The sequence below is a fragment of the Pseudoalteromonas sp. 23_GOM-1509m genome (assembly GCF_000518425.1).
GTDB classification, from domain to species: Bacteria; Pseudomonadota; Gammaproteobacteria; order Enterobacterales; family Alteromonadaceae; genus Pseudoalteromonas; species Pseudoalteromonas tetraodonis.
Map to the genome: position 1 here is coordinate 266,904 of NZ_KI912434.1, position 20,960 is coordinate 287,863.

Below are 20,960 nucleotides of genomic sequence, written 5' to 3' on the forward strand. Positions count from 1 at the left end.
ATTTAATTACTCGTTGTATTGTTTGATAATTGTGTGATTTGAAATGCTAAGCCAGCCTCTTGCTCAACGACTTGGCCTTTAAATATTTGTTTATGCCCTAGGTTAAATAGCGCCGCTTCATTAAGCTCAATCGGTAATACACCACCAGCAACACAGGCTTTCAGTTGTTTTAATGTGACTTTTTTCTTCGCCATTTCAATCTGGCCTTGCACTGCAAACTGTGTCCACATATCGGTATTGAGTGTGTCGCTACTTGCTGGGTCTTGCTCGCTATCGGCTGCGCAAAAAAAGCTAATTGGTAGCCATAAAAACCAACTTATTACTTGGGTTTCTAATATAAACCGCACTTTAAAAGCCAAATATTGTAATGCTTCTGGTAAAGCATGTGATTTTTGTATTTCACCTAATAGCGCAGAGCGTTCTCTAAATAATAAGCCCTGAATACCTTGCACTTGGCGTTGTAATAAACGGCCACAAATACGGCTCTCTGTTGCACTCAATTCATTCGTGGTAGGCGAGTAATCGTGGCTTGAATTATCTGAATTATTGAATTGCCCGCCTAAACATAAATCAGCTGTTTTATGAGCACTTTGAAAATCAAGCGCTAAGAAAGCTTCGCCTTGAGTGGGTGCAAATAAAGGACAGGCAAGAAATATTCTAGGCGATTCTTTAAACCAACTATTAATGGTTGAATGCGAACAAGGCGAAATTTCTACATCAAAGCGGCTGTCGTTAAATAATTGGGCAAGTTCTAACTCCAATGCTTTACGAATATTGACGTTTATTTGCGCTGCTTTTTGCTGCGCGTGTTCGTAGGCTCTTTGCTCTAGCGTTAGTGCAAATGGAGTAATATGCTCAGAATCTTTCGCTTTAATTAACTTTGCTTTAGCGCTTAACGTTTTACTCATATCACTGTATTTCCTGATTCATTTCTATGTTGCCTATGCATTGGTTTTTTTTGCTTTTTTTAATTGGGCTTGTAACTGTAAATGGTTAACTATATCGCTGCGTAGGCGCTCATTTTTACTTATCCACTCAACCCCTAAAAACACTAACTTGTCACTTACTTCGCGGCGGTACGTTACCTTGCCAGTCAATCGATTGGCTTTATCAAAAACCACAATAAATTTGTCAGGAATAGCCTTTTCAGCAGGCACTAATAAACCCACACCCCCCACGCTAATGTCTTTTGCAACGCCATGACAAAGTGGAATATCAATAAAGCAGCGGCGAAGTAACTGTACGCCCACCCCGCCAAGCTGAACTGACTCTGGCTCGTAATTATCTTTGAGGTTTAAATTCCATCTTTTGTAACTTCGTTTAGTTTCTGATTGGTTACTCATAATTCTCTTCAAGGCGTAGCACAGGTTTATTAGCAGTTGCCGCACTGGCAGATTTTTTTACTGGGTTATTAATATTGCTATCATCAAACAACTGATTAAATTTTCCCTCTGCATCTTTAGTTAAAATAAGTAGTTCAACCCGTCTGTTTTCACTGGCTTTTTGGTTTTCTTTGTTCAGTGGTCGATTAGATGAGAATGCATTTACTTGCAACACTTGGCTTGATGGCATTCCGCCCATGGTCATCACTTTTCTGGCCTGTTGCGCCCTATCGCCAGAAATATCCCAGTTACGAGAGCTACCATCAATAAACAGGCTGGCGTCGCTGTGCCCAGAAATAATAATTTTGTTATTAATGTCTTTTACTAAGCCGCCAAGGTATAAAAACAGATCTTCAAAAAACGGAGTCATTTGCGACTTTGAGCGTTCAAACATTTGATGATGTTTGTCATCTCTAATAATCACTCTTAGCCCTAAAGGCACTTCTTCAACTAATAAGTTATTTTTTAATAACTCTTCTTTACTAAGTTCATCAATGCTTTCAAGTAATAAGCTCAGCTCAGATGAGGCTTCAAATTGGCTATCAATGGCTGAATTTAACTTCTCGCCTTGTCCTGCTTTAGGCTCAACGGTACCATCGGGCACTTGTAACACTTCACTGATTCCAGGCCTTGGAGAGTCCGGCGGCGTAATTCCTGACTCTAAGTGCTTAATTACTGAAGGAGACCCACCTAAATCAACGGGAAATGGGCTGTTTTGAGGGTCAAAAATAGCAGAGCCACCATCAAAAATTGAGTGAGTTCGCATGTAGTGTGCAATTTCTTCACGCTCAGATTCATTGGTGATCGCCATAATCCACATCACCATAAAGAACGCCATCATCGCTAAGGTAAAATCAGCAAAGGCGACTTTCCATGCGCCACCATGCGGTTTTTCGGTTGCTCTTCTACGAGAGCGTTTGATGACGATTTCTTGATTTTTGTTTTCCATCATTAAGCCGCCTTGTTAGTGATCCACTCTTCCATGGTGGTAAAGGTCGGTTTAATTTCTTCATTAATTAATTTTCTACCTGAGTCGGTCGCTACAATTGGCACGTGGCCCTTGGCATGAGCCACTAACATGGCACGCACACACTCAAACATTGCCACTTGTTTTTTTACATACTGCTCCATCGCAGAAGCAAGCGGTGCAATTAAACAATAACAGGCAAAAATACCAATAAAGGTTCCTACTAGCGCGGCTGCTACATGGTAGCCAATTTCACTTAAAGGCCCATCTAAGTGTTGCATGGTGATAATAATGCCGCCTACCGCTGCTAAAATACCAAAACCAGGCATAGCTTCAGCAATATTAGCCAGTGAGTGAGATGGTTTAAGGCGCTGTTCTTCAATGGTGTAAATTTCTTGCTCTAACATGGCATCAAAATCATGCGAGTTGATTTTTCCCATACTAAACAAACGTAAGTTATCGCAAATAAAAGTGACTAACTGAGGGAACTCATACACTTTTGGGTAGGCAAGAAAAATAGAGCTGGTTTCGGGGTTTTCAACATGCTCATCTAGGCCCTTTATGCCTTTCACTCTGGCTAAATCTAATAAAGAGTAAATAACCAGTAGCAGGTCGTGGTAAAGCTCAGAGGTATCGGTTCCTTTACCACTAATAAATTGATACTTTAATTGCGATAGCATTTCTGTCAGTACATATTTTGAATTACCCACAATTAGCGCTCCTAAGCCAGCGCCAAAAATGATTAAAAATTCGTATGGCTGCCACATAGTGGCAATGTTACCGCCGGCAAACGCAAAACCACCTAATACTGTTGCAAGTACCACTATTAACCCTATAACTCTTTGCATTCTTTATTCCTTAGGTATTAGATTTTTTGAAGCGCTTGTGTGAGCGCTTCAAGTGCTTGTTTATGAAGTTGGCAAACACGTGCCTCTGTTAAATCGAGTGTTAATGCTATTTCTTTCATATTCATTTCGTGCATGTAATACAATTGTAAGAGCAGCTTTTCTCGGGTATTGAGCTTGCTCATGGCCGCTTTTAGCGTAGCTGCTGTCTCTTCCTTGTCGTGTGTATGGGCACTGGTAAGCGCTAAATTAGGGTTAGCTTCTAATAGCGCTTCAAGGCTATCAAATGCCTCGGCTTGCTCACTGTAGTGCAGTTGAATAAGCTCTTTATGGCTTATGCCTAATGCTTCACACATTTCGGTGTCTGTTGCATCACGACCAAGCTGCTTTTGAAGTGAGCGGCTCATATCACGAAGCTGATGAGACTGCTGCCTTAGTTGACGCGGTCGCCAATCAACACGTCGAAATTCATCTAGCATGGCTCCACGAATACGCTTAAACGCAAATGCAGCAAACTTTTCATCTAAGTCGCGGCCATAGCGACGAATAGACGACAGCAAGGCAATAATGCCTATTTGATAAATATCATCGTTATCAACAATAACGCCTACTTGAGTGCGCATATGCGCAGCCGCTCTATTAACTAAAAAAGAGTACTGCGATAATAGTTGCGTCTCTTTTTGCGGTGTGAATATCACTGGCGGCTCGGTGACTAGCTCGCCCCACTCCTCTTGCAGCATCATAGCGATAGCCTATTGAATAAAGACATTCGTAATGAGTACATTATCTAGACGAACCGAAACCGCATTCGCTAAAACCAAATTAAACTGCTCGAGTAAGTCTTTTTGAACCGCATCGATATCCTTAAAAACAGCTTTTGCTTGGCTATGGCTCATATTGGCAAACTGTTTTACCAGTACATTTCTCACTAGCGGCTCCATGGCCTCTGTTCCTGTGTTGTAAACTGATGGCGAAGTAACAAGTACCAAGTCGAGCACCAAATAACGGGCAATTGAGTCATCTGATACGCTTATAATAAAGCGCTCCATTTCGTGATATTCAACTTTACTAATGTCAGCTTGTTTACTCTCTTGAGATGAGTCACTGTCGTTAAAAAACTGTCCCGCAAAAAATGCAGCCGCAATAAGTGCTAATACGGTTAGGGCTATTATTATTTTTTTCACTTTTATCTCTCTTAATCCAAGGTAGTTATACTAATAAATCTAACCAATCTAATGGCGATTTTGCTGAGTGAGTGCTGGCTGTATCACTATGGGAGGGCGACTCGGTTTGATTATTTGCAATCTCGTTATTTTCAAGCTGCTGTTGCGACTGCTGCTGTTTATCACTTAAATTAACATCCACTGTGGTGGATGAGTTTTGTGATAATGACTGACGCAACTGATCTAAAGTTTGTGCTATAGCATCTCTCACCTGCGCATTACTCGTAGTTAAACTGACTGAGGTTTTATCACCTTCAATATTTATCGATATTTCAATACTGCCTAAATTAGGAGGATCTAATCTAATTTGCGCGCGTTGTAGTTGTTGGCCTATTTGCAGTTTTACCTTGTCGCCAAGTACATGTAATAAGCGCTGCCCCCATTCACTGGGAGCCTCTTTTAAGTTTTCTTTATGCCACTCAAAGCTCTCTGGCGCGGGTGCGGACGCTGAAAATGCATTCACTAATGTTGATTTTTGACCCGTACTCTCGCGACTTTCTGTAAAGACCATTTTCGATTGCGCACTTTGTGACAATGCCGCAAGCTCAAGTTTGCTCAGCGACACACTCGGTTGTATGGCTACTTGCTCACTGGTTAGGCTACTTGATTGCGCTTGTGCATAAGTGTTCAACACTACCGAAGGTTGATTTAATCGATTCAAAAGCGCTTGCGAGTATAGTGTTTGTGGTGCTTTGTCTACTTCGAGTGTATTTAATTCTTTATTAACTACTGCATTTGCTGGCGTTACATTTATGGCCGCAGTAGGCGCAGCCGTGGTGGCTATGTTCATTGCAATGTTTTGCACAGGCGTAGTTTTAGCAGACTCTTGAGTTACAAAGCTGTCTTCGCTCTGAGTCTCTAAATGCGTGGTCTGCAGCTGTTCATTAGTCACAAGCTGTGCTGTTGGTGTTTCCTCAGCCATTACTTCGCTATCTACACCAAGGTTACTATTTGGATTTAGTAAGGTTTTGACAGGCGCGCTTATTTTATTGGTATCAAGATTATAATTTGCGGTGCTAAAAAAATACGGATTGATTACTTCATCCGTCTCTACACTGGTATCTTCACTTTGCTCTAACTGAGCTGAACTCGCTTGTGTTTCATCAACGCTTGGTTCTTGTTGCTTTGATTGCTGCTTTGAGAAAAGCGTAAACGGCTCAATCGCAGCCTCTTGTTCCGCTGTATCTGCTGATACTGTGCTTTTTAGTATTGTTGGCTTATCAGTGGCACTGCCAAAATCAGCCTTTGTAGTCATAGAATTCGCTTGAATACTCATAATGACAGTCCTTGTTGTACTTTTTCATATGCCAGTAAGCCTTCTTTATCCTCTTGATGGCGCTGCATTTGCACTTTGATAGCTGCTTGCTTTTGACTAACCAGCTCAATTAAGTCCGCGTAGCGTGCTTTTAGATTGTCTTGTTCAGTTTTCATTGAGCTAAACCAAGGCATACTTTGTAACTGTGCATAAAGCGCAAGTAACTGCTTATCGGCTGCTTTAACTTGATACCAATTACTCTCATGGATAGCATCTTCCATGGTGCTAAGTAATTGTTCCATTTTTTGCGCTGCGTATTTTTGAGAGTGTTCCATTAGCAATACTGAATTCATTATAAGTTCATATTTATTTTAGCAAAAAGCAAGCCAATTTTAAGCTGTTGTTTTATATTAATAAATAAAATAAAAACCCAAAAAGGCGGAAGCGGAACTTCCACCTCGGAAGGAAGTGATGTGCTATTAATAATAAATAGAAAGATTATTTAAGCAGTAGAGGAAGTAAAAAAATAGCCGTGTTAAAAATGAAAAAACCAGCTAAGGGTAGCTGGTTCTAATACGTTTATTGTGTGCCTAACCCTTGCCACCCTTCTTGCAGGTTGTTCATCACCACACGGGTGGAATCAATATAGCTCAAGTCGTTTTTTATACTCGCTTGCAATAACGCTTGCCCACAATGCTGATAAAGGTTTTGCATGTTTTGCGCTACTTCACCGCCTTTTTCAAGGTCTAATGAGGCCTCAAGCCCGCCTAAAATGCGCATTAGCTTTTCAATACTTTCAGCTTTTTTATCATGTCTTTTTTGTTTTATATGGCCGGTTACTCTTTCAAGCTCATCCGAAAAACCATCAAATAACATTAACACCAGTTTATGAATATCAGCACTGGCCGCTTTTGCATCTACCGATGTGCTTTTATAGGCTGAAAAGCCATCATTTAAATCTAACATCTATGTTTAGCCTCCAAATTGACCCATTGTAGATTCTAATTGCGCAATAGTCTGTTGCATTTGTGTAAACTGCGACAAGTAACGTTGGTACACTTGCTCCATCGACACTTCATGATCTTTTTGTTGCCTAGTGACTATATTTAAGCTCGCCTGCAATGATTGCTTTTTATCCGTCATCAAACCATAGCTTTTAGTGAAAGGCTCTACGCGGGTTTCCAGCTTAGATAACAACCCGTTTTCACCTGTGAGCATGCTGGTTAACTGCTCAGGATTAGTCGCCATGGCTTCTTCAAGTTTTTTATTATCTATTTTTAAGTTACCGCTACGATCAAACTCAATACCCACAGAGAACAAGGTTTTACCTTCAAACGTACCCTGAAAATCGTTACGTAAAGAGCGAGCAAGGCCGGCAGCCATATTATCTCTTTTTAAGTACTGGTTACTGGTAATGCCATTGGTGAGCGAATTAAATTTATCTACAAAACTTTGGATGTTTTCTTTAGAGCTTTCTTGATCTTGGTTAATTGATATGTGAATTGGCTGATCGCCCGGCGACTGCGCCTGCGTTAAATCAATCGTCACCCCATCAATAACCGTATCGAGTTTATTACTGCTTGAAGTGATTGTCAGTGCTGAATTAGCCCCTAGCTTAACAATCGCATCTTGCGCTAAGGTTAAATCTTGTTTGTTTGTTATGGCATTGGTGATATCAATGCCATTGGCATCCGCAGCTGGAGTAAAACTTACACCCACCTGATTAGCAGCACCCGGCTCAGCACTGGTTAAAGTTAAAAAAGTTTCGGTACCAGAGCGCACAACAGAGGCTTTAACACCGCTATTATCAACATGCGAGTTGATAGCATTAGCAACATCAGTTAATGATGCATCGGCGCCAAGGCTTGCAAAATCAATACTAAACGCACTGCCTGCCAAATCAATGCTTAACTCACCATCAGTGGTTAAAGCTTTAGCCGGGTCAAAACTCAATGCAACTTGGTGTGCTTGCGCTAATTGCTCCACAAATACATCGTACTCGCCGCTGGCTGCGGTGCCAGTTGCACTCACAGCTAATGCCGATGGATTGCTCACTGTGGCTGTGTTGGAAAATAAACTACTGGTGTCTTTTAAGCTAGCTTGTAAGTCATCAAAAAAGCTTGATAAATTACTTTTCAGGCTATCAAACGCCTTAATTTGATTGCTAAAAAGGCTACTTTTAGTACTTAATTGCTGATCTTTAGCGCTACGCTCAATTTGTGTATATTGTGAGGCTAATTGCCCAGGATTGATTCCTATTGCAGAGCTCATTTTAATCTCCAAGCATTTTAGTTATAAGCAAAAATATCTAAAGTAAATATTTTTACTTATGACTATAAACAATAATAGCTACACCCTTAGGTGTAGCTATGCATACTTAATTGATTAATCACTATTAACGAAGTAGTGAACCAATCATTTGTGTTGTGCTGTTAGCTGTGCTCAGTACCGAGATACCAGAGTTCATTAGCAATTGTTGCTTAGTCATGTTTGATGTTTCAGCAGCAAAATCAGCGTCCATTAACGTACCTACAGCAGCTTGAGTGTTTTGCTTCATGTTAGATACGTTAGTCATTGTATGATCAAGACGATTCATTGATGCACCAAGCGTTGAACGTGCAGTACCAATTTCGCCAACCAAAGTATCAACAAACGCAATCTGCGCTTGTGCTGTTGCAACGTCTGTAAATGCAGCAGCAGAACCAATGGCTGTTGTTACAGCACCTAACTGAGTCGAAATATCAACATTAAGGGTTTCTGCTGCACTTGAGCCTACTTGGAAGTTAACCGCACCTGCACCAAACTTACCAGTAGCTGCTAAAAGTTTAGTGCCATCACCAAACGATGTGTTGTCCATGATGTTTGTAAGCTCAGTAGCTAGTGCTGTGTATTCTGCACTTTGTGCAGCCCACTCTTTTGCACCGTTTGTATCACTTGAACCTTGGGTAGCAAGTTCTTTCATGCGGTAAGCAATATTAGTCATTTCATCAAACGCACCTTCAGCAGTTTGCATCATAGACATAGCGTTGTTACCGTTGTATAAACCAGCGTCTTGACCACGTACTTGTGCGTTTAAGCGTGAAGCGATTTGTAGACCAGCTGCATCATCTTTTGCAGAGTTAATTTTAAAACCAGAACCTAAACGCTCAAGTGCTGTAGACAAATCGTTGTTGCTACGACCAAGTTGGTTTTGGATTGACATTGAAGCCATGTTTGATTGAATTGATAAAGCCATGTTTATTTCCTCTTTGAATTAATAGCTAAAGTAATTAGTGAACCTAAATCACCTTCTAATAACTAAGAGCGACCATATTTTTAATTACCTAAACTTTTTTCTAATTATTTTTATATTTTTTAAATAATGTGCTCAAAGCGGGTAAAGCAGGCATTTTCGTTGGCTAAAAACAGATAAGAGGAATAGCAGAAATAAAAAACGATGCAGCAATACTAGATTGCTGCATTAAAAAATTAAGTGAGAGAGTATTGCACCATATTACGAGTAATGTTTGCTTGCGACATAATCGCAGCCACACTATTTACACTCGGGTTTTGCATATGCTGTTTAACCCCTAAACTTAAAGCAAGTAGTTCATCGGTGTTGCCTAATGAACTAGCAGAGTCAAGCTGCTCTAGTTGGCTTTGTAATTGCTGTTTTTGTGCCTGAATTTTTATTAAATTGGCCTTTAAATGACGCTGCGCACTTTGAATTTGTTCACGATGCTGTGCAATAGAGGCATTTTTATCCGCTATTTTAGCAAGCTCATTAAGTGGGTTATCTAAATCATTAAGCTGCAACGAAATCGGGTTACCCGCCGCAACGCGCACACCTTGACCACTCATCACCCAAGGCTCTAAGAGTGGGGATGCATTTTCTTTTTGCGCACTAAAAAGCAGGCGATTTTCACGATTGAGCTCAACATTAATATGATGTGGTGCAAACGCATTTTGAATGGTGGTTAAATTGGTTTTTTCGTCTTGATAGGCGGGTAGCTTTAAGCTTAATGATTTGCCCGAACGCCCCATTACTAGCTGGATGTTTTCTTCATGTGGGCGTGCGCTAAGTAGATCTATATTTGCATTAAGCTGTTTGGTAATAGCACGATTTGGATCTGTTATTTTTAGCTGGGTATCAAGCCCTGAACCTTTTTTATTTGCTATGCCCTGTAGTGACGCTATTTGCACTTTAATCTTTTGTTGTTGCATAGGTTGTGGCTGAGAGTTAGCAGCTTGGGTATTTAATTGTTGCGCTAACTTTTCAAGCCCCATGTACAAATTTCGTATTGTGCTTTCGCTTTGCTCAGCTTTTGCCAACGCCTGACTAAGCGCTCCGCGCTGCGCCCAATCAGTCAGTACTTTAACTTGCTCCTCTCTGGCAACAATTTTGTTTTTCCACAAATTATTAGCAGAATCTTTTGATGATGTAACGAGTGCATCCGATTTATTGGTATTAACCAAGTCAATTGCTTGCGCCTTTTCGCTACTTTTAACCAGCATAGTTAGTTCCTGACAGTATTAAAATTTTAAATGTATGAAAACAATGAAAGTTTACTTACCGTTGAGTAAACCTGCATTGACGACTCATACGCCGCCATAGATTCATTCATCGAAATAAACGCTTCTGGATAATCAACAGCACTTAAATCATCCTGCAAATTAACCGTAAATGTGGTGATATCTTGATTACTAGTAGTAATAGAATCAAGCGAAGCCATAGTAGAGCCTATAGTGGTCACTTGGCTACTAATAGTACCTAAAAAGTCAGCTAATTTATCTATCATCACCCGTGATTGATTGCCAACGCCACCCGCTGGCGGATTATTTACTTCTACAAGGTAGTCTTGCATTGCATTTAAAAAGCCCGCACCAGGGTCTAAATCATTACCCACAATATTATTTTTTACACTTGAGTCGTCAGATACAGCGACCTCTCTGACAATATCGTCACCAGCATAAACGTAATTCCCCGTGGCATCAATTTGAAACGGTTTTTCATCGGTTTTACTACCCGAAAAATAATACTTTCCATCGCTGTCGGTTGCATTCAGTAAGTCAACAATCGCAGGAAAGGCCACACTCATTTCTTGGCCTAGTGCTTTAATTTCTGACTCTCCCATAGAGCCATCCGCCGCGGTGGTAATTAAACTTTGCAATGAATATATTTGATTAACTATGGCCGAAAGCTGCACTTCTTGTTGACCTAATGAAAAGTTAACCGCATCCATATTAGTTTTGTACTGCTCTAGCGATTTAATTTCTGAACCTAGGTTCATGATCATCACAGTGCCAAGCGGATCATCTGAGGGCTTAAGAATACGCTTGTTGGTTGCCAACTGAATTGACTTTTCGTTAAAGTTTTCAGTATTACTTTGAATGTTTTTAATTGAATTTAAATGAAACTGGTGACTACTAACTCTCATAACATTGCCCTTTAAAACATTTGCAGTAAAGATTTAAACATTTGATCTGCGGTGCTAATCACTTTGGCATTGGCACTATACATTTGCTGAAAATGCATTAAGTTTGCCGCCTCTTCATCAAGGTTTACCCCGCTGTAGCTATCGCGCGCTGCAATAGCGTTTTCACTCAAATTAGTGGCCGTGGTAATACTGTTTAGGTTTTGTTTACTGGTAATGGCAAGCTCACCCACTAATAACGTAAATTTATCGCCTTTTCCTGCCATTGAGGCAACAATATTTGCAATATTAGAGTTATCGCCCGGTCCTGAGGTACTACTGTTTTTAAAACCAAGTTTATCGGGGGTGATCGCAGGGTTTATCTCAATTGTCCCTAATGGATTTAATGGATTGTAAGTAAACAGTGCTTCACCGGGGTCGTTATTTAAATCAAAGCCACTTTGCAGTGCACCGTTCATATCATCAGCAAGGTCGGCAACTAGGTCGTTTAAGGTTGCAAGGGTTGGTTTAATTACATCGTTATCAACACTGATCAAGCCACCAAATTGACCGCCGACGTTTTTATTAAGGTTAAATTCTTGACCAATAAACTCACTTGTAACTGTAGTACCATTTACTGAGATTGAGGCGGCTTTACTACCTACCACCAGCGGGGCACCACTTAAGGTACTGATATCAATAAAGCCATTATCTCGCTCAACAATAGATACACCAATATGCCCAGATAACTGATTTACTAACCGCTCTCGGTTGTCTTTTAGCTCTGCGGTTGATTGATTATTTGCTGTTGCTAACCCAATGCTACTGTTAATTTCGGCTATTTGCTTAGTTATAGAAGACACATTAAGCGCCACGTTACTCATTTGTGCATTTAACTTTGTTGCTTGGCCTGCCAGTGCGCCATTAATTTGCGCAATATCTTGCATAAAGCCTTCGGCTGAAGATAAAAATTGCTGCCTGAAAGCCTGTGAATCAGGCTTAGTGGCCGCTGCATTGAGAGCATCAGTTAGGCTTGCAAGAGAGTTATTTAAATTGAGTGAGTCGGTACCAATTATTTGCTCAATAAAGCCTAGGTAAGACTGTTTGTTTTCATAATAAGTGGTATCAGAATTAGTGCGCCAAATATCATCATTTAAAAAGGCGTCAACAACCCGGTCAACCGATGCCACCTCAACCCCGCCTAAATATACATTAGAGGTTTTAAATTGAGCTTGCTGACGCGAATAGCCTTCTACGGCTGCATTCGCCACATTTTGCCCTGACACAGTCAGCGCAATATTTGCTGCATTGAGGCCGCTTAACGCGTTATTTAACATAGACATAATTAACTACCTAATCGTATTAGCATTCAATGGCTGAACAAACGCCGACCCTGCATAAATATCATAGCTTTTGGTGGGTTCAACGTTTTCAGCATCTTTATGATTCTCATTAGCGACCAAGGTTTGGCTATTCTTAAATGTATTTTCTATCGGGGTAATTTTCTCATCAAACTGCTTAATAATCGCTTCGGCTAAACCCAATTGATGAGTTGAGGCCAAGTGCTGCGCAGTTTGGGCGTTATGCATGTCTCTAAATTGGGCTTGCTCGTTACTATTAAAAAAACCATTGTCACCGGCCATAGTTTTGGTGGTGCTGTCCATGCTTTTTAACACGAGTTGTAAAAAAATCGCTTCAAACTGCTCTGCCGCTTGCTTTACGCCTGCTTCACTGTTGCCGGTAATGTTTTCTAGGTGAGTGGGGTCTATCGCTAATGACTGAGATAATTGGGTTGATGACTCTATTTTCATGGCTATTTCCTTTAAATAACTAATAGCTCGGCTTCTAAAGCCCCAGCATTATCAAGTGCAATTAATATCGACATAAGCTCGGCTGGCGTTGCGCCAAGTGCATTTACCGCTTTAACTATTTCATCTAAAGAGGTGCCTTCAGGCCACAGCAGCATATTTCGTTGTTGTTGATCTACCGTGATATCACTTGATTGTGTAGCTGTGGTTTGGCCATTTGAAAACGGCCCAGGTTGCGACACTTGCTCTTGTTCGCTAATGGTAATGGTTAAATTGCCATGGTTAACGGCCGCCTGATTCACCCGTACAGTATCGTTCATTACGACAGTACCGGTGCGACTATTAAATACGATTTTAGGACGCTCAGAGCCTTGCTCTACACTAATGTCTTGTAGCATCGACATAAACGTGTTGCGACTATTGGCATCGCTTGGCGCACTGACCACTAAACGCGCCCAATTTTCAGCAGTGGCCACATCGGGTCCAAATACTTTGTTTATTGCGCGCACGACATTGCGAGCAGTTTGATAATTTGGATCTTTTAAATTAAGAATTACATCGCTTTGGCTTTCATACATAGCCGTAACACTGCGCTCAATGATGGCGCCATTGGGAATAAGCCCCGAAGTAGGCACATTGACAGTCACCGAGGAGCCACTTTTACCACTGGCATTAATACCCCCTACCACTAAGTTACCTTGTGCTAGCGCATACACTTTGCCATCAACCCCTTTTAACGGGGTCAACATTAAGCTACCACCATGTAAGCTTTTTGCATCGCCTAATGAGTTCACAGTTACATCAATGGCTTGGCCTGGGCTTCCCATTGGCGGCAACGTAGCATGTACCGCAACAGCCGCTATATTTTTTGATTTTGGTAATCGTTCTTCATCTACAGAGACACCAAATTGCTTTAGCATATTACTTAACGATTGGCCGGCAAATTTCACTTGGGCTTTATCACCCGACCCCGGTAAACCTACCACTAGTCCGTAACCTACCAGTTGGTTTTCTCGCACACCTAGCACATCAACAATATCTAGTAATGGACGAGCTTTGGCGGCTACAGTTGCAGGCGCTAATAGGCTAAAAAAGCACACTAACATTAATAGTAAATATTTCATTAAAACCTCAGTAATCCCTTAAAACGGATTTAAGAATCGGGTAAATAAAGTGGTAAACCAACCTGGGCGATTCGCATCTGCCAAAGTGCCTTTGCCGGTATAACTTATTTGTGCCTCTGCAATACGAAGCGACGAAACACGGTTACTTACATCAATATCGCCTGGGCGAACCAATCCTTCAATTTCAATGTATTCATCACCTTGGTTGAGCTTAATTTGCTTACGCCCTTTAATAACCAGCGACCCATTAGATAAAACATGATTAACCCGTACAGTAATAGCGCCACTGAGGAAGTTTTGCTGGCTGGCACTGCTTTCACCGTCAAACTTAGCACTCGAGCCTATACCCAAATTAAAATCAGCTACATTGAGTGCACCAGCTACTGGCACCGAAACATCCAAGTCGGTACTTTTATCTAAACTCGAATCGGCACTTTTACTCGATTGCGTACGCTCGTTAAGCACTACAGTTAAAATATCACCAACCCGGTAAGCACGTTTATCTGCATACAAAGAAAACATATAGTTATCTTGAAATAAGCTACCATCTTGCTGATTCAAACCCTGTGCATAGGCATCTTGGCTTATTTCATAGTCTTGAACTGATTTTTGAGTGGTATTTTGTGGGCATTTCACTTCCCCATACACCACTTCACATTCCACCATTTGGGTTTTTGATGGAGTGTTGCTGCAACCAGCAACACCTAAAAGCAGCAAAAATAATGTTAACTTATTCATCATAATCATACGTTTTGGTTTATAAAGCGCAGCATTTCATCTGCCGCAGAGACTACTTTAGCGTTCATCTCGTAAGCGCGCTGTACGGCAATCATGCTGACCATTTCATCAACGACGCTCACGTTTGAGCCTTCAATAGTAAATTGTTGTAAGCCCCCAAAAGCATCTTCGCCAGGGATCCCCTCAACAGGTTCACCGGATGCCGCTGTTTCGCGGTACAAATTGCCACCTAAGCTCTGTAAGCCTGCAGGGTTTGCAAAGTTAACCGTTAACATTTGGCCTAACTCAACCGCTTGCGCATCCTTACCTACTACCGCAGTAACGGTGCCGTCGGTGCCAATACTCACTTTAGTGGTGCCCTCTGGCAGCGCAATATTTTGTGCCAATGGTAAGCCGTTGCTGTTTACCAGTAATGACTCAGAGTTAAGCTGAAACTGACCGTTACGGGTAAATAATAACTCGCCGTCAGGGCTTTCAATTTGAAAGAAACCTTGCCCAGCAATGGCCACATCTAACTGGTTGCTGGTTGTTTCAAAACTGCCTTCAGTAAATTGCTTTTGCGTGCCGTTAATACGCACACCGGTTCCCACCTGAATCCCAGATGGCAGCTGATTAAGCTCATCTACCTGCGCGCCAGGTTGTTTTTGTACTTGGTAAAATAAGTCTTCAAATACCGCTCTGTCTTTTTTAAAACCGGCAGTGCTCACGTTTGCGAGGTTATTAGATATTGTTGTCATTCTTAAATCTTGCGCTGCAAGACCGGTTTTACTCACCCATAATGCTGAATTCATGTTTGGCTTCCTGTTTATCCACGTCCACTGATGAGCTTATTTCCGCTGGTTGCTAGTTCGTCAGCAGACTTCATCATTTTTACATTCATCTCAAATTGGCGACTGATATTCATGGTTTTGATCATTTCAGCCACGGCATTCACATTAGAGCCTTCTAAAGCACCAGTTCTTACTGTGATTGTTTCGTCGGCCTCAAGAGGCTGTAAATCGTTAGCTCTGAGTAAGCCATCAGCACCTTTGATTAAGTTTGCATCGGTGCTGGCTAATTTAATTTGCGCATCTTCTGCAATTACACCACCGCCAATGGGGGTTAGGTTGATCATGCCGTTTGAGCCAATTTCAATATCACCAAACTCAGGAAGTTGAATATCGCCACCGTCACCTTGCACGCGGCGACCATTAACAGTAACAAAGCCATCGGCATCAACCACTAAATTACCCGCGCGGGTATAAGCAGGCTCACCGTTGTCATCCATCACTTCTAAATAACCGCCATTGCTCAGCGCTATATCAAGGTTACGGCCAGTGTCCATGATTGGCCCTGACGATAAATCAGTAGTTACTGGTGTTAGTTGCGCGTGGTAACGAGTACGAAAGCCTTCGCCTTGTACCATCATAGATTGCGCTTGCTCTAAGTCGGCTTTAAAACCTACGGTGCTAACATTTGCTAAGTTATTTGCAGCAACACGTAAGGCGGTATTATTAAGTTCAGCACCCGAGACGGCGGTATAAATTAACTTTTCCACGCTCAGCTTCCTTAGGTGTTACTAAATAAAATTTGCATCATTTCATCAGCGCTGCTGATGGTTTTTGCGTTGGCTTGGTAATTTTGTTGAAATGACATTAAGCCAACCAGCTGTTCACTAATATCAACATTTGAGCCCATAAATGAACCCGATAGCAATTTACCCAAAGATCCACTTTCTGGCTCGCCGTAGAGTGCAGAGCCAGACTCTTCAGTTTGATACCAGACGGTATTGCTGCCTTGCTCTAAACCATCAACATTCGCAAACGAAGCAAGTACAACTTGGCCTTGTAATTTAGATTCACCGTTAGTAAATGTTGCGTAAATTTTGCCATCATCTTCAACTGAAACCCCAGAGAAAGAACCTGATGTATAACCATTCGCATCGTTTTCATACATTGCGAAACTACTACCAAACTGGGTGGTTTTAACCATATCGAGCTTTACATTCATTGGCGCACCGCCGCCACTTGCACCGAATGAAAGTGTGATTTCGCGTAAGTTAAATGGATCTATTGTATTATTATCCAAATCTGGGTCATTTGGTGGGTTAATTGGACCTAAAGGGCTCATTTGACCTTCTGAATCAAAGTTTATCGTAGTAACAATCGCATCAACTGCATTACCATCTTTATCTTTCACACTTTGAGTATTTGTTACATTACTCCCTCCAGCGCTGATACCGCCAACTAATGGGTTACCATCAACGAAGTACATGACTTGCCATTCATTTTCAGCTGTTTTGTTAAAGTATTGGGTCATTACATGACTATTACCCAATGAGTCGAACACTTCAGTAGATTGAGAAAAATTGTATTGACTGCCATCTTTTGGATCAAAAGGGTCTGTTGCAGAGTAAGGAATTAAATCACTCGCCGAACTTAAGTTACCATTAAAAGTAATTTCATTCGTTGCTTGTGCGGGAATATTACCACCCTCAATTTTTAAATCGGTTAATACACCCGGTACAATTGTCGGATCACCACCATCAACTTGAGACACGCCAAAGCCTTGCAGTTTGCCGCCGTTGGCATTAACAATATTTAAGTCGTTATCTAACTGAAACTGGCCTGCTTGGGTGTAAGCCGTTCGGCCGTTTTCTGATATGGCAAAAAACCCTTGGCCATCAATAGCGATATCCAGCGCATTACCAGTGCGCACAATTTCACCACCGGTAACAAAATCTTCTTTAACATTAGCAACTTTTACACCGCCCCGTTGGCTACCGTTATAAACCGCGGCAAATTCTGCAGTGTTATTTTTATAACCAGCAGTACCCGAGTTAGCAATATTATTACTGGTTACTTCTAATCCTGTTTGGGTACTTTTAAGACCACTTAATCCTATATTGAACATAGACATATTATTTATTCCTCTTATTTATGCCACTTGATTAATTTCAGTGATACCAAAATTACCCAAACCATCGACTTGCAATAAAATATCTTCTAACGACTTACCTACAGAAACACGCTCAACCTCACCGCTTAACCAAATATCAAGCTGCTTTGGCACCTCTGCTGTAGTGGCATACGCTCTCACTGCATACGCACCGGCTTCTTGGTTTTCAAATTCAAAACGCAGCGAACCGACTCCTGAATAAGGCAGTTGTTTTTCTTCAACTAACTCACCATCTTGGTTATAAAGTTGTACTGTGACAGAGTCTGCGGCTTCACCTAAATTAACCATGCCTGAGACACTGCCATCTTGCTCAAGGGCAATACTGCTTGCTTGCACATCAACCGTTTGGCCAACCATATTGGTGGCTTCAAGCACCGCTAAGCTGCTGACATAATCCAAGCCATCGGCGGTGTTTTGGCGAATGCTTTGTAACGACTCAACATTCGAAAACTCCGCAAGCTGGCTTACATACTGAGTGCCATCCATAGGCTGTAATGGATTTTGATTACTAATTTGCGCAACGAGTAACTCTAAAAACATGGTCGACATTTCATCTGCAGAACTATTACCGGCAATATTCGTGGTGTTTTTTGTGGCGTCTGCAGCGCTTGGAACGGCTGAATTAACTTGCATAATATTATTGCCCTAACTTAAGAATGCTTTGCTGCATGCTATTTACACGCCCCATTACTTCAACAGATGTTTGATAGCTGCGACTTGCAGACATCATGTCTGCCATTTCTTCAAGTGCATTTACGTTGGAGTAAAATACATAACCATCGTTGTTAGCTATTGGGTTGTTTGGCTCGTAGCGCTGCTCTACCGCTCGGTTTGACTCAGTGATCCCTAGTACATCAACCGAGGCTGAAATTGATTGGCTGTCTTGAGTTTGTTTGTACAAAGCAGAAAATACCGGTTTAAGTGCCTTGTAAGCGTCGGCTTCTGAACCGGCTGCGGTATCGGCATTCGCTAAGTTAGATGCAATGGTATCGAGGCGAATAACTTGAGCGCGCATGGCGCTGCCGCTAGCGTCATAAATTGAATTAAAAGACATTATGATTTCCCTGAAATAACTTTATGTAAGCCATTTATTTTCATATTTAAAAAGGTCAAACTGGTTTGAAAATCCATACTGTTGCTAGCAAATTTTGCTTGCTCAATATTTAACTCAACAGTATTGCCATCACTTGATGGTTGATAAGGAACGCGATATTTAAGTTCATCTGTTTGTACGCCAGCAAAATCAACATCTCTGTTTTGCGAAAAACTGGATGAAACACTTTGCATAATTTGACGGTAATCTACATCTCGAGATTTAAACCCTGGCGTGTCAACATTAGCCAAGTTACTGGCAATGATTTCTGCTCTGTCTAACCTTAATTTCATTGAAAAAGGGTGAACACCTAACGCTTTATCAAATAGTTCCATTGTTGCCTCTAATTTTTGTTTCTTGTATGCTTTCGCGCTTCGCATACACTTTCTACCTTGTGTATAACAACCTTTATGCCAACTTTTAAAAGTATATTTTTTCAATGACTTATATAAAAAAAGAGCAAAAAACAGCCCAACATACGGAAGCTGAACTTCCCCAAGGGAAGCGTTGGTTTTTCCGCTTACTTTTAACTATTGGACTACTGCCAGCTCATGCTATGGCCACCCCCATTAATTTTGATAAAGAAATTCGGCAGTTTTTACACAGTGAAATAAATAGCTATTTGCACTCGATTAATTCGCAGAGTCAGCAGCAAAACATAGAGCTATTTATTCCTAAAGGTAGCGAAAACCTAAACTGTGATGAGTTGCAAATCACTCGCTCACAAAGTCACACGCCACCTGCAGGCAGGGTGAGTATTTCTGTATCTTGCCCATCGCCTGCTTGGCGCTTTAGAGCCAGTGCCAAAGTAAGTGTGTGGATAAACCTAGTGGCAGCAAAACACACTTTAAACCGAGGTAAAGTGCTTAATAAGCAAGACTTAGAATACAAAAGCGTGGATTTAGGCAAGCACCGCCATCAAGGCGAAACCGGTATTGATCAGCTAGTTGGACTCACCGTTAAACGCGAGATTGATAAAGGCACGGTGATCTCCACCCGCTACCTAGAAAAGCAGTATTTAATCAATAAAAATGAGCATATTTCACTGCAAATAAATACCGCAACTTTCTCGGCCAATGTTAAAGCCATTGCTCTTGAAGATGGCCAACTTGGTGAGGTTATTAATGTAAAAAATTTATCATCAAAAAAAGTAGTTCAAGGTAGAGTAATTGCGCAAGGTGTGGCAGAGGCGACATTTTAAAAAATGTCGAAATAAAAGTTAAGTAATGCTTGTACTTGGTCGCTGATATAAACTAAGCAATATAAATTCGATAAACGAATTAGGTAATAAACAATGAATATAAGCGCAATAACAACCACTGCGGTTGAGCAAAGCCAAAAAACAAACCAGCGTTCTTCACTGGATGCAAAACCAGAGCAACAACCTGTAGCGACTAAACAAGAGCAAGTAAACTCAGTGAGTGCATTAAGTAAATCAATAGACTCAACATTTCAAGATTTAGCTGCAAAGCCAGACGTTGATATGGATAAAGTAGCCATGATGAAAGCGGCAATTGCCAGTGGTGAATTTAAAATTAACATTGATGAAACCGTTAACGCTATGGTTGAACTTCATAAAAAATGAAAACTGTAAAAGAGTATATTGTAAGTCTGCAACAAGACATTATTAAGCTAGACGCATTAATTGAATTACTTGAAACGCAATACGAATTGCTAAGCCAACGTAATGTGCAACTAGAAACACACAATAAAAAAATGCTTGGCTTTTTAGAAAGCTTAAATGAATCGCATAATCAGCGCGATGGCTTTTTGGTGAGTTTAGGCTTGCAAGGTGGCAAAGAAGGCTTAGCACAATTAACCGCGTTGCTGCCTGCTGATATAAACTCGCTCACTACAAAATTATTACACCAGCTTGAGCTAAAAACTAAAACCTGCAAAATAATGAATGAACGCTCAGGGCAATTACTGTCAAGCCAACGTCGGTTGTTACAGCGTTTAACTGGCGGTGAAAACAAACAAGCGTACCCAGAAATGCCTTTATAAATACGTTCCATAAAGGCTTTTCCTTGTTTAGTCACTTTACGCCATATTTTTACTTTACTCCTATTATTACCTTTCAAAACCCTATCTTGAGTCCAAAAATAGTCGTTCCGTTAAAGCTTAGTATTGTTAGCTTTTGTGCAACTTTGCGGCTAGTTGTATTTATAATAAGCAAATAGCGGCTAACGCCACCT

General features: G+C 41.1%; 26 protein-coding genes. 3 read left to right on the plus strand and 23 right to left on the minus strand.

The genetic code is table 11. The features are described 5' to 3' along the window. Positions 1–2 precede the first annotated feature (2 nt). The 23 genes from N523_RS0116805 to flgB form a co-directional block, all read right to left on the minus strand. Positions 3–908: a FliM/FliN family flagellar motor switch protein gene (locus tag N523_RS0116805; RefSeq protein ID WP_028835456.1), complete on the minus strand. Its 906-nt coding sequence runs from the start codon at positions 906–908 to the stop codon at positions 3–5. A gap of 33 nt (positions 909–941) precedes the next feature. Continuing rightward, positions 942–1,343 (minus strand): PilZ domain-containing protein, encoded by a 402-nt coding sequence (locus N523_RS0116810; protein ID WP_013464393.1) that lies wholly within the window; start codon positions 1,341–1,343, stop codon positions 942–944. Further along, positions 1,336–2,334: a flagellar motor protein MotB gene (locus tag N523_RS0116815; protein ID WP_028835457.1), complete on the minus strand. Its 999-nt coding sequence runs from the start codon at positions 2,332–2,334 to the stop codon at positions 1,336–1,338. The genes N523_RS0116810 and N523_RS0116815 overlap by 8 nt, the downstream gene beginning before the upstream one ends. Beyond that, entirely contained in the window at positions 2,334–3,197 is an 864-nt protein-coding gene (gene motA / locus N523_RS0116820) for a flagellar motor stator protein MotA (RefSeq protein ID WP_010391179.1), read from the minus strand. The genes N523_RS0116815 and motA overlap by 1 nt, the downstream gene beginning before the upstream one ends. 17 nt (positions 3,198–3,214) lie before the next feature. Further along, a complete protein-coding gene (locus N523_RS0116825; protein WP_051440338.1) occupies positions 3,215–3,937 on the minus strand; it encodes a FliA/WhiG family RNA polymerase sigma factor in 723 nt (240 codons plus the stop codon). Positions 3,938–3,946: 9 nt separating this feature from the next. Next, positions 3,947–4,378, minus strand: a complete 432-nt coding sequence (locus N523_RS0116830) for a flagellar basal body-associated FliL family protein (protein ID WP_028835459.1) — start codon at positions 4,376–4,378, stop codon at positions 3,947–3,949. A 25-nt stretch (positions 4,379–4,403) separates the two neighbouring features. Next, a complete protein-coding gene (locus N523_RS0116835; protein ID WP_028835460.1) occupies positions 4,404–5,693 on the minus strand; it encodes a flagellar hook-length control protein FliK in 1,290 nt (429 codons plus the stop codon). Then, on the minus strand, positions 5,690–6,025 hold the full coding sequence (locus N523_RS0116840) for a hypothetical protein (protein ID WP_020476930.1): 336 nt from the start codon (positions 6,023–6,025) through the stop codon (positions 5,690–5,692). Before N523_RS0116840 ends, N523_RS0116835 begins: the two co-directional genes overlap by 4 nt. 226 nt (positions 6,026–6,251) lie before the next feature. Beyond that, the gene (gene fliS, locus N523_RS0116850) at positions 6,252–6,638 is read right to left on the minus strand and encodes a flagellar export chaperone FliS (RefSeq protein ID WP_016899403.1); all 387 of its coding nucleotides are present in this window, start codon (positions 6,636–6,638) and stop codon (positions 6,252–6,254) included. 6 nt (positions 6,639–6,644) lie between these two features. Further along, positions 6,645–7,943, minus strand: coding sequence for a flagellar filament capping protein FliD (gene fliD, locus N523_RS0116855; protein ID WP_028835461.1), 1,299 nt, complete (start codon positions 7,941–7,943; stop codon positions 6,645–6,647). A gap of 124 nt (positions 7,944–8,067) precedes the next feature. Continuing rightward, the gene (locus N523_RS0116860) at positions 8,068–8,907 is read right to left on the minus strand and encodes a flagellin N-terminal helical domain-containing protein (RefSeq protein WP_010391170.1); all 840 of its coding nucleotides are present in this window, start codon (positions 8,905–8,907) and stop codon (positions 8,068–8,070) included. A gap of 233 nt (positions 8,908–9,140) precedes the next feature. Further along, entirely contained in the window at positions 9,141–10,166 is a 1,026-nt protein-coding gene (locus N523_RS0116865; RefSeq protein WP_028835462.1) for a hypothetical protein, read from the minus strand. Positions 10,167–10,192: 26 nt separating this feature from the next. After that, positions 10,193–11,089 (minus strand): flagellar hook-associated protein FlgL, encoded by an 897-nt coding sequence (gene flgL / locus N523_RS0116870; protein ID WP_028835463.1) that lies wholly within the window; start codon positions 11,087–11,089, stop codon positions 10,193–10,195. A gap of 11 nt (positions 11,090–11,100) precedes the next feature. Continuing rightward, positions 11,101–12,408 (minus strand): flagellar hook-associated protein FlgK, encoded by a 1,308-nt coding sequence (flgK, locus tag N523_RS0116875; RefSeq protein WP_028835464.1) that lies wholly within the window; start codon positions 12,406–12,408, stop codon positions 11,101–11,103. Between the two features lie 6 nt (positions 12,409–12,414). Further along, positions 12,415–12,876: a rod-binding protein gene (locus N523_RS0116880; RefSeq protein WP_028835465.1), complete on the minus strand. Its 462-nt coding sequence runs from the start codon at positions 12,874–12,876 to the stop codon at positions 12,415–12,417. An 11-nt stretch (positions 12,877–12,887) separates the two neighbouring features. Beyond that, entirely contained in the window at positions 12,888–13,997 is a 1,110-nt protein-coding gene (locus N523_RS0116885) for a flagellar basal body P-ring protein FlgI (protein WP_013464384.1), read from the minus strand. Between the two features lie 18 nt (positions 13,998–14,015). Next, positions 14,016–14,738, minus strand: coding sequence for a flagellar basal body L-ring protein FlgH (locus tag N523_RS0116890; protein WP_013464383.1), 723 nt, complete (start codon positions 14,736–14,738; stop codon positions 14,016–14,018). Between the two features lie 2 nt (positions 14,739–14,740). Further along, positions 14,741–15,526 (minus strand): flagellar basal-body rod protein FlgG, encoded by a 786-nt coding sequence (flgG, locus tag N523_RS0116895; protein ID WP_010391154.1) that lies wholly within the window; start codon positions 15,524–15,526, stop codon positions 14,741–14,743. 14 nt (positions 15,527–15,540) lie between these two features. Next, positions 15,541–16,272, minus strand: a complete 732-nt coding sequence (locus tag N523_RS0116900; protein ID WP_013464382.1) for a flagellar basal body rod protein FlgF — start codon at positions 16,270–16,272, stop codon at positions 15,541–15,543. A gap of 11 nt (positions 16,273–16,283) precedes the next feature. Then, complete coding sequence (locus tag N523_RS0116905) at positions 16,284–17,633, minus strand: flagellar hook protein FlgE (RefSeq protein WP_028835466.1); 1,350 nt, start codon at positions 17,631–17,633, stop codon at positions 16,284–16,286. An 18-nt stretch (positions 17,634–17,651) separates the two neighbouring features. Next, complete coding sequence (locus N523_RS0116910) at positions 17,652–18,305, minus strand: flagellar hook assembly protein FlgD (RefSeq protein WP_028835467.1); 654 nt, start codon at positions 18,303–18,305, stop codon at positions 17,652–17,654. Between the two features lie 4 nt (positions 18,306–18,309). After that, positions 18,310–18,726: a flagellar basal body rod protein FlgC gene (flgC, locus tag N523_RS0116915; protein ID WP_010391144.1), complete on the minus strand. Its 417-nt coding sequence runs from the start codon at positions 18,724–18,726 to the stop codon at positions 18,310–18,312. Then, positions 18,726–19,145, minus strand: a complete 420-nt coding sequence (gene flgB / locus N523_RS0116920) for a flagellar basal body rod protein FlgB (protein ID WP_081745136.1) — start codon at positions 19,143–19,145, stop codon at positions 18,726–18,728. Before flgB ends, flgC begins: the two co-directional genes overlap by 1 nt. Positions 19,146–19,204: 59 nt before the next feature. Between flgB and flgA the strand changes: the two genes are divergently transcribed. From flgA to flgN, 3 genes are all read left to right on the plus strand, one after another. Continuing rightward, positions 19,205–19,966: a flagellar basal body P-ring formation chaperone FlgA gene (flgA, locus tag N523_RS0116925; protein ID WP_028835468.1), complete on the plus strand. Its 762-nt coding sequence runs from the start codon at positions 19,205–19,207 to the stop codon at positions 19,964–19,966. Positions 19,967–20,059: 93 nt separating this feature from the next. Beyond that, entirely contained in the window at positions 20,060–20,350 is a 291-nt protein-coding gene (gene flgM, locus N523_RS0116930; RefSeq protein WP_028835469.1) for a flagellar biosynthesis anti-sigma factor FlgM, read from the plus strand. Then, positions 20,347–20,769 (plus strand): flagellar export chaperone FlgN, encoded by a 423-nt coding sequence (gene flgN, locus N523_RS0116935; RefSeq protein WP_016899393.1) that lies wholly within the window; start codon positions 20,347–20,349, stop codon positions 20,767–20,769. Before flgM ends, flgN begins: the two co-directional genes overlap by 4 nt. The last annotated feature ends 191 nt before the right edge of the window (positions 20,770–20,960 follow it).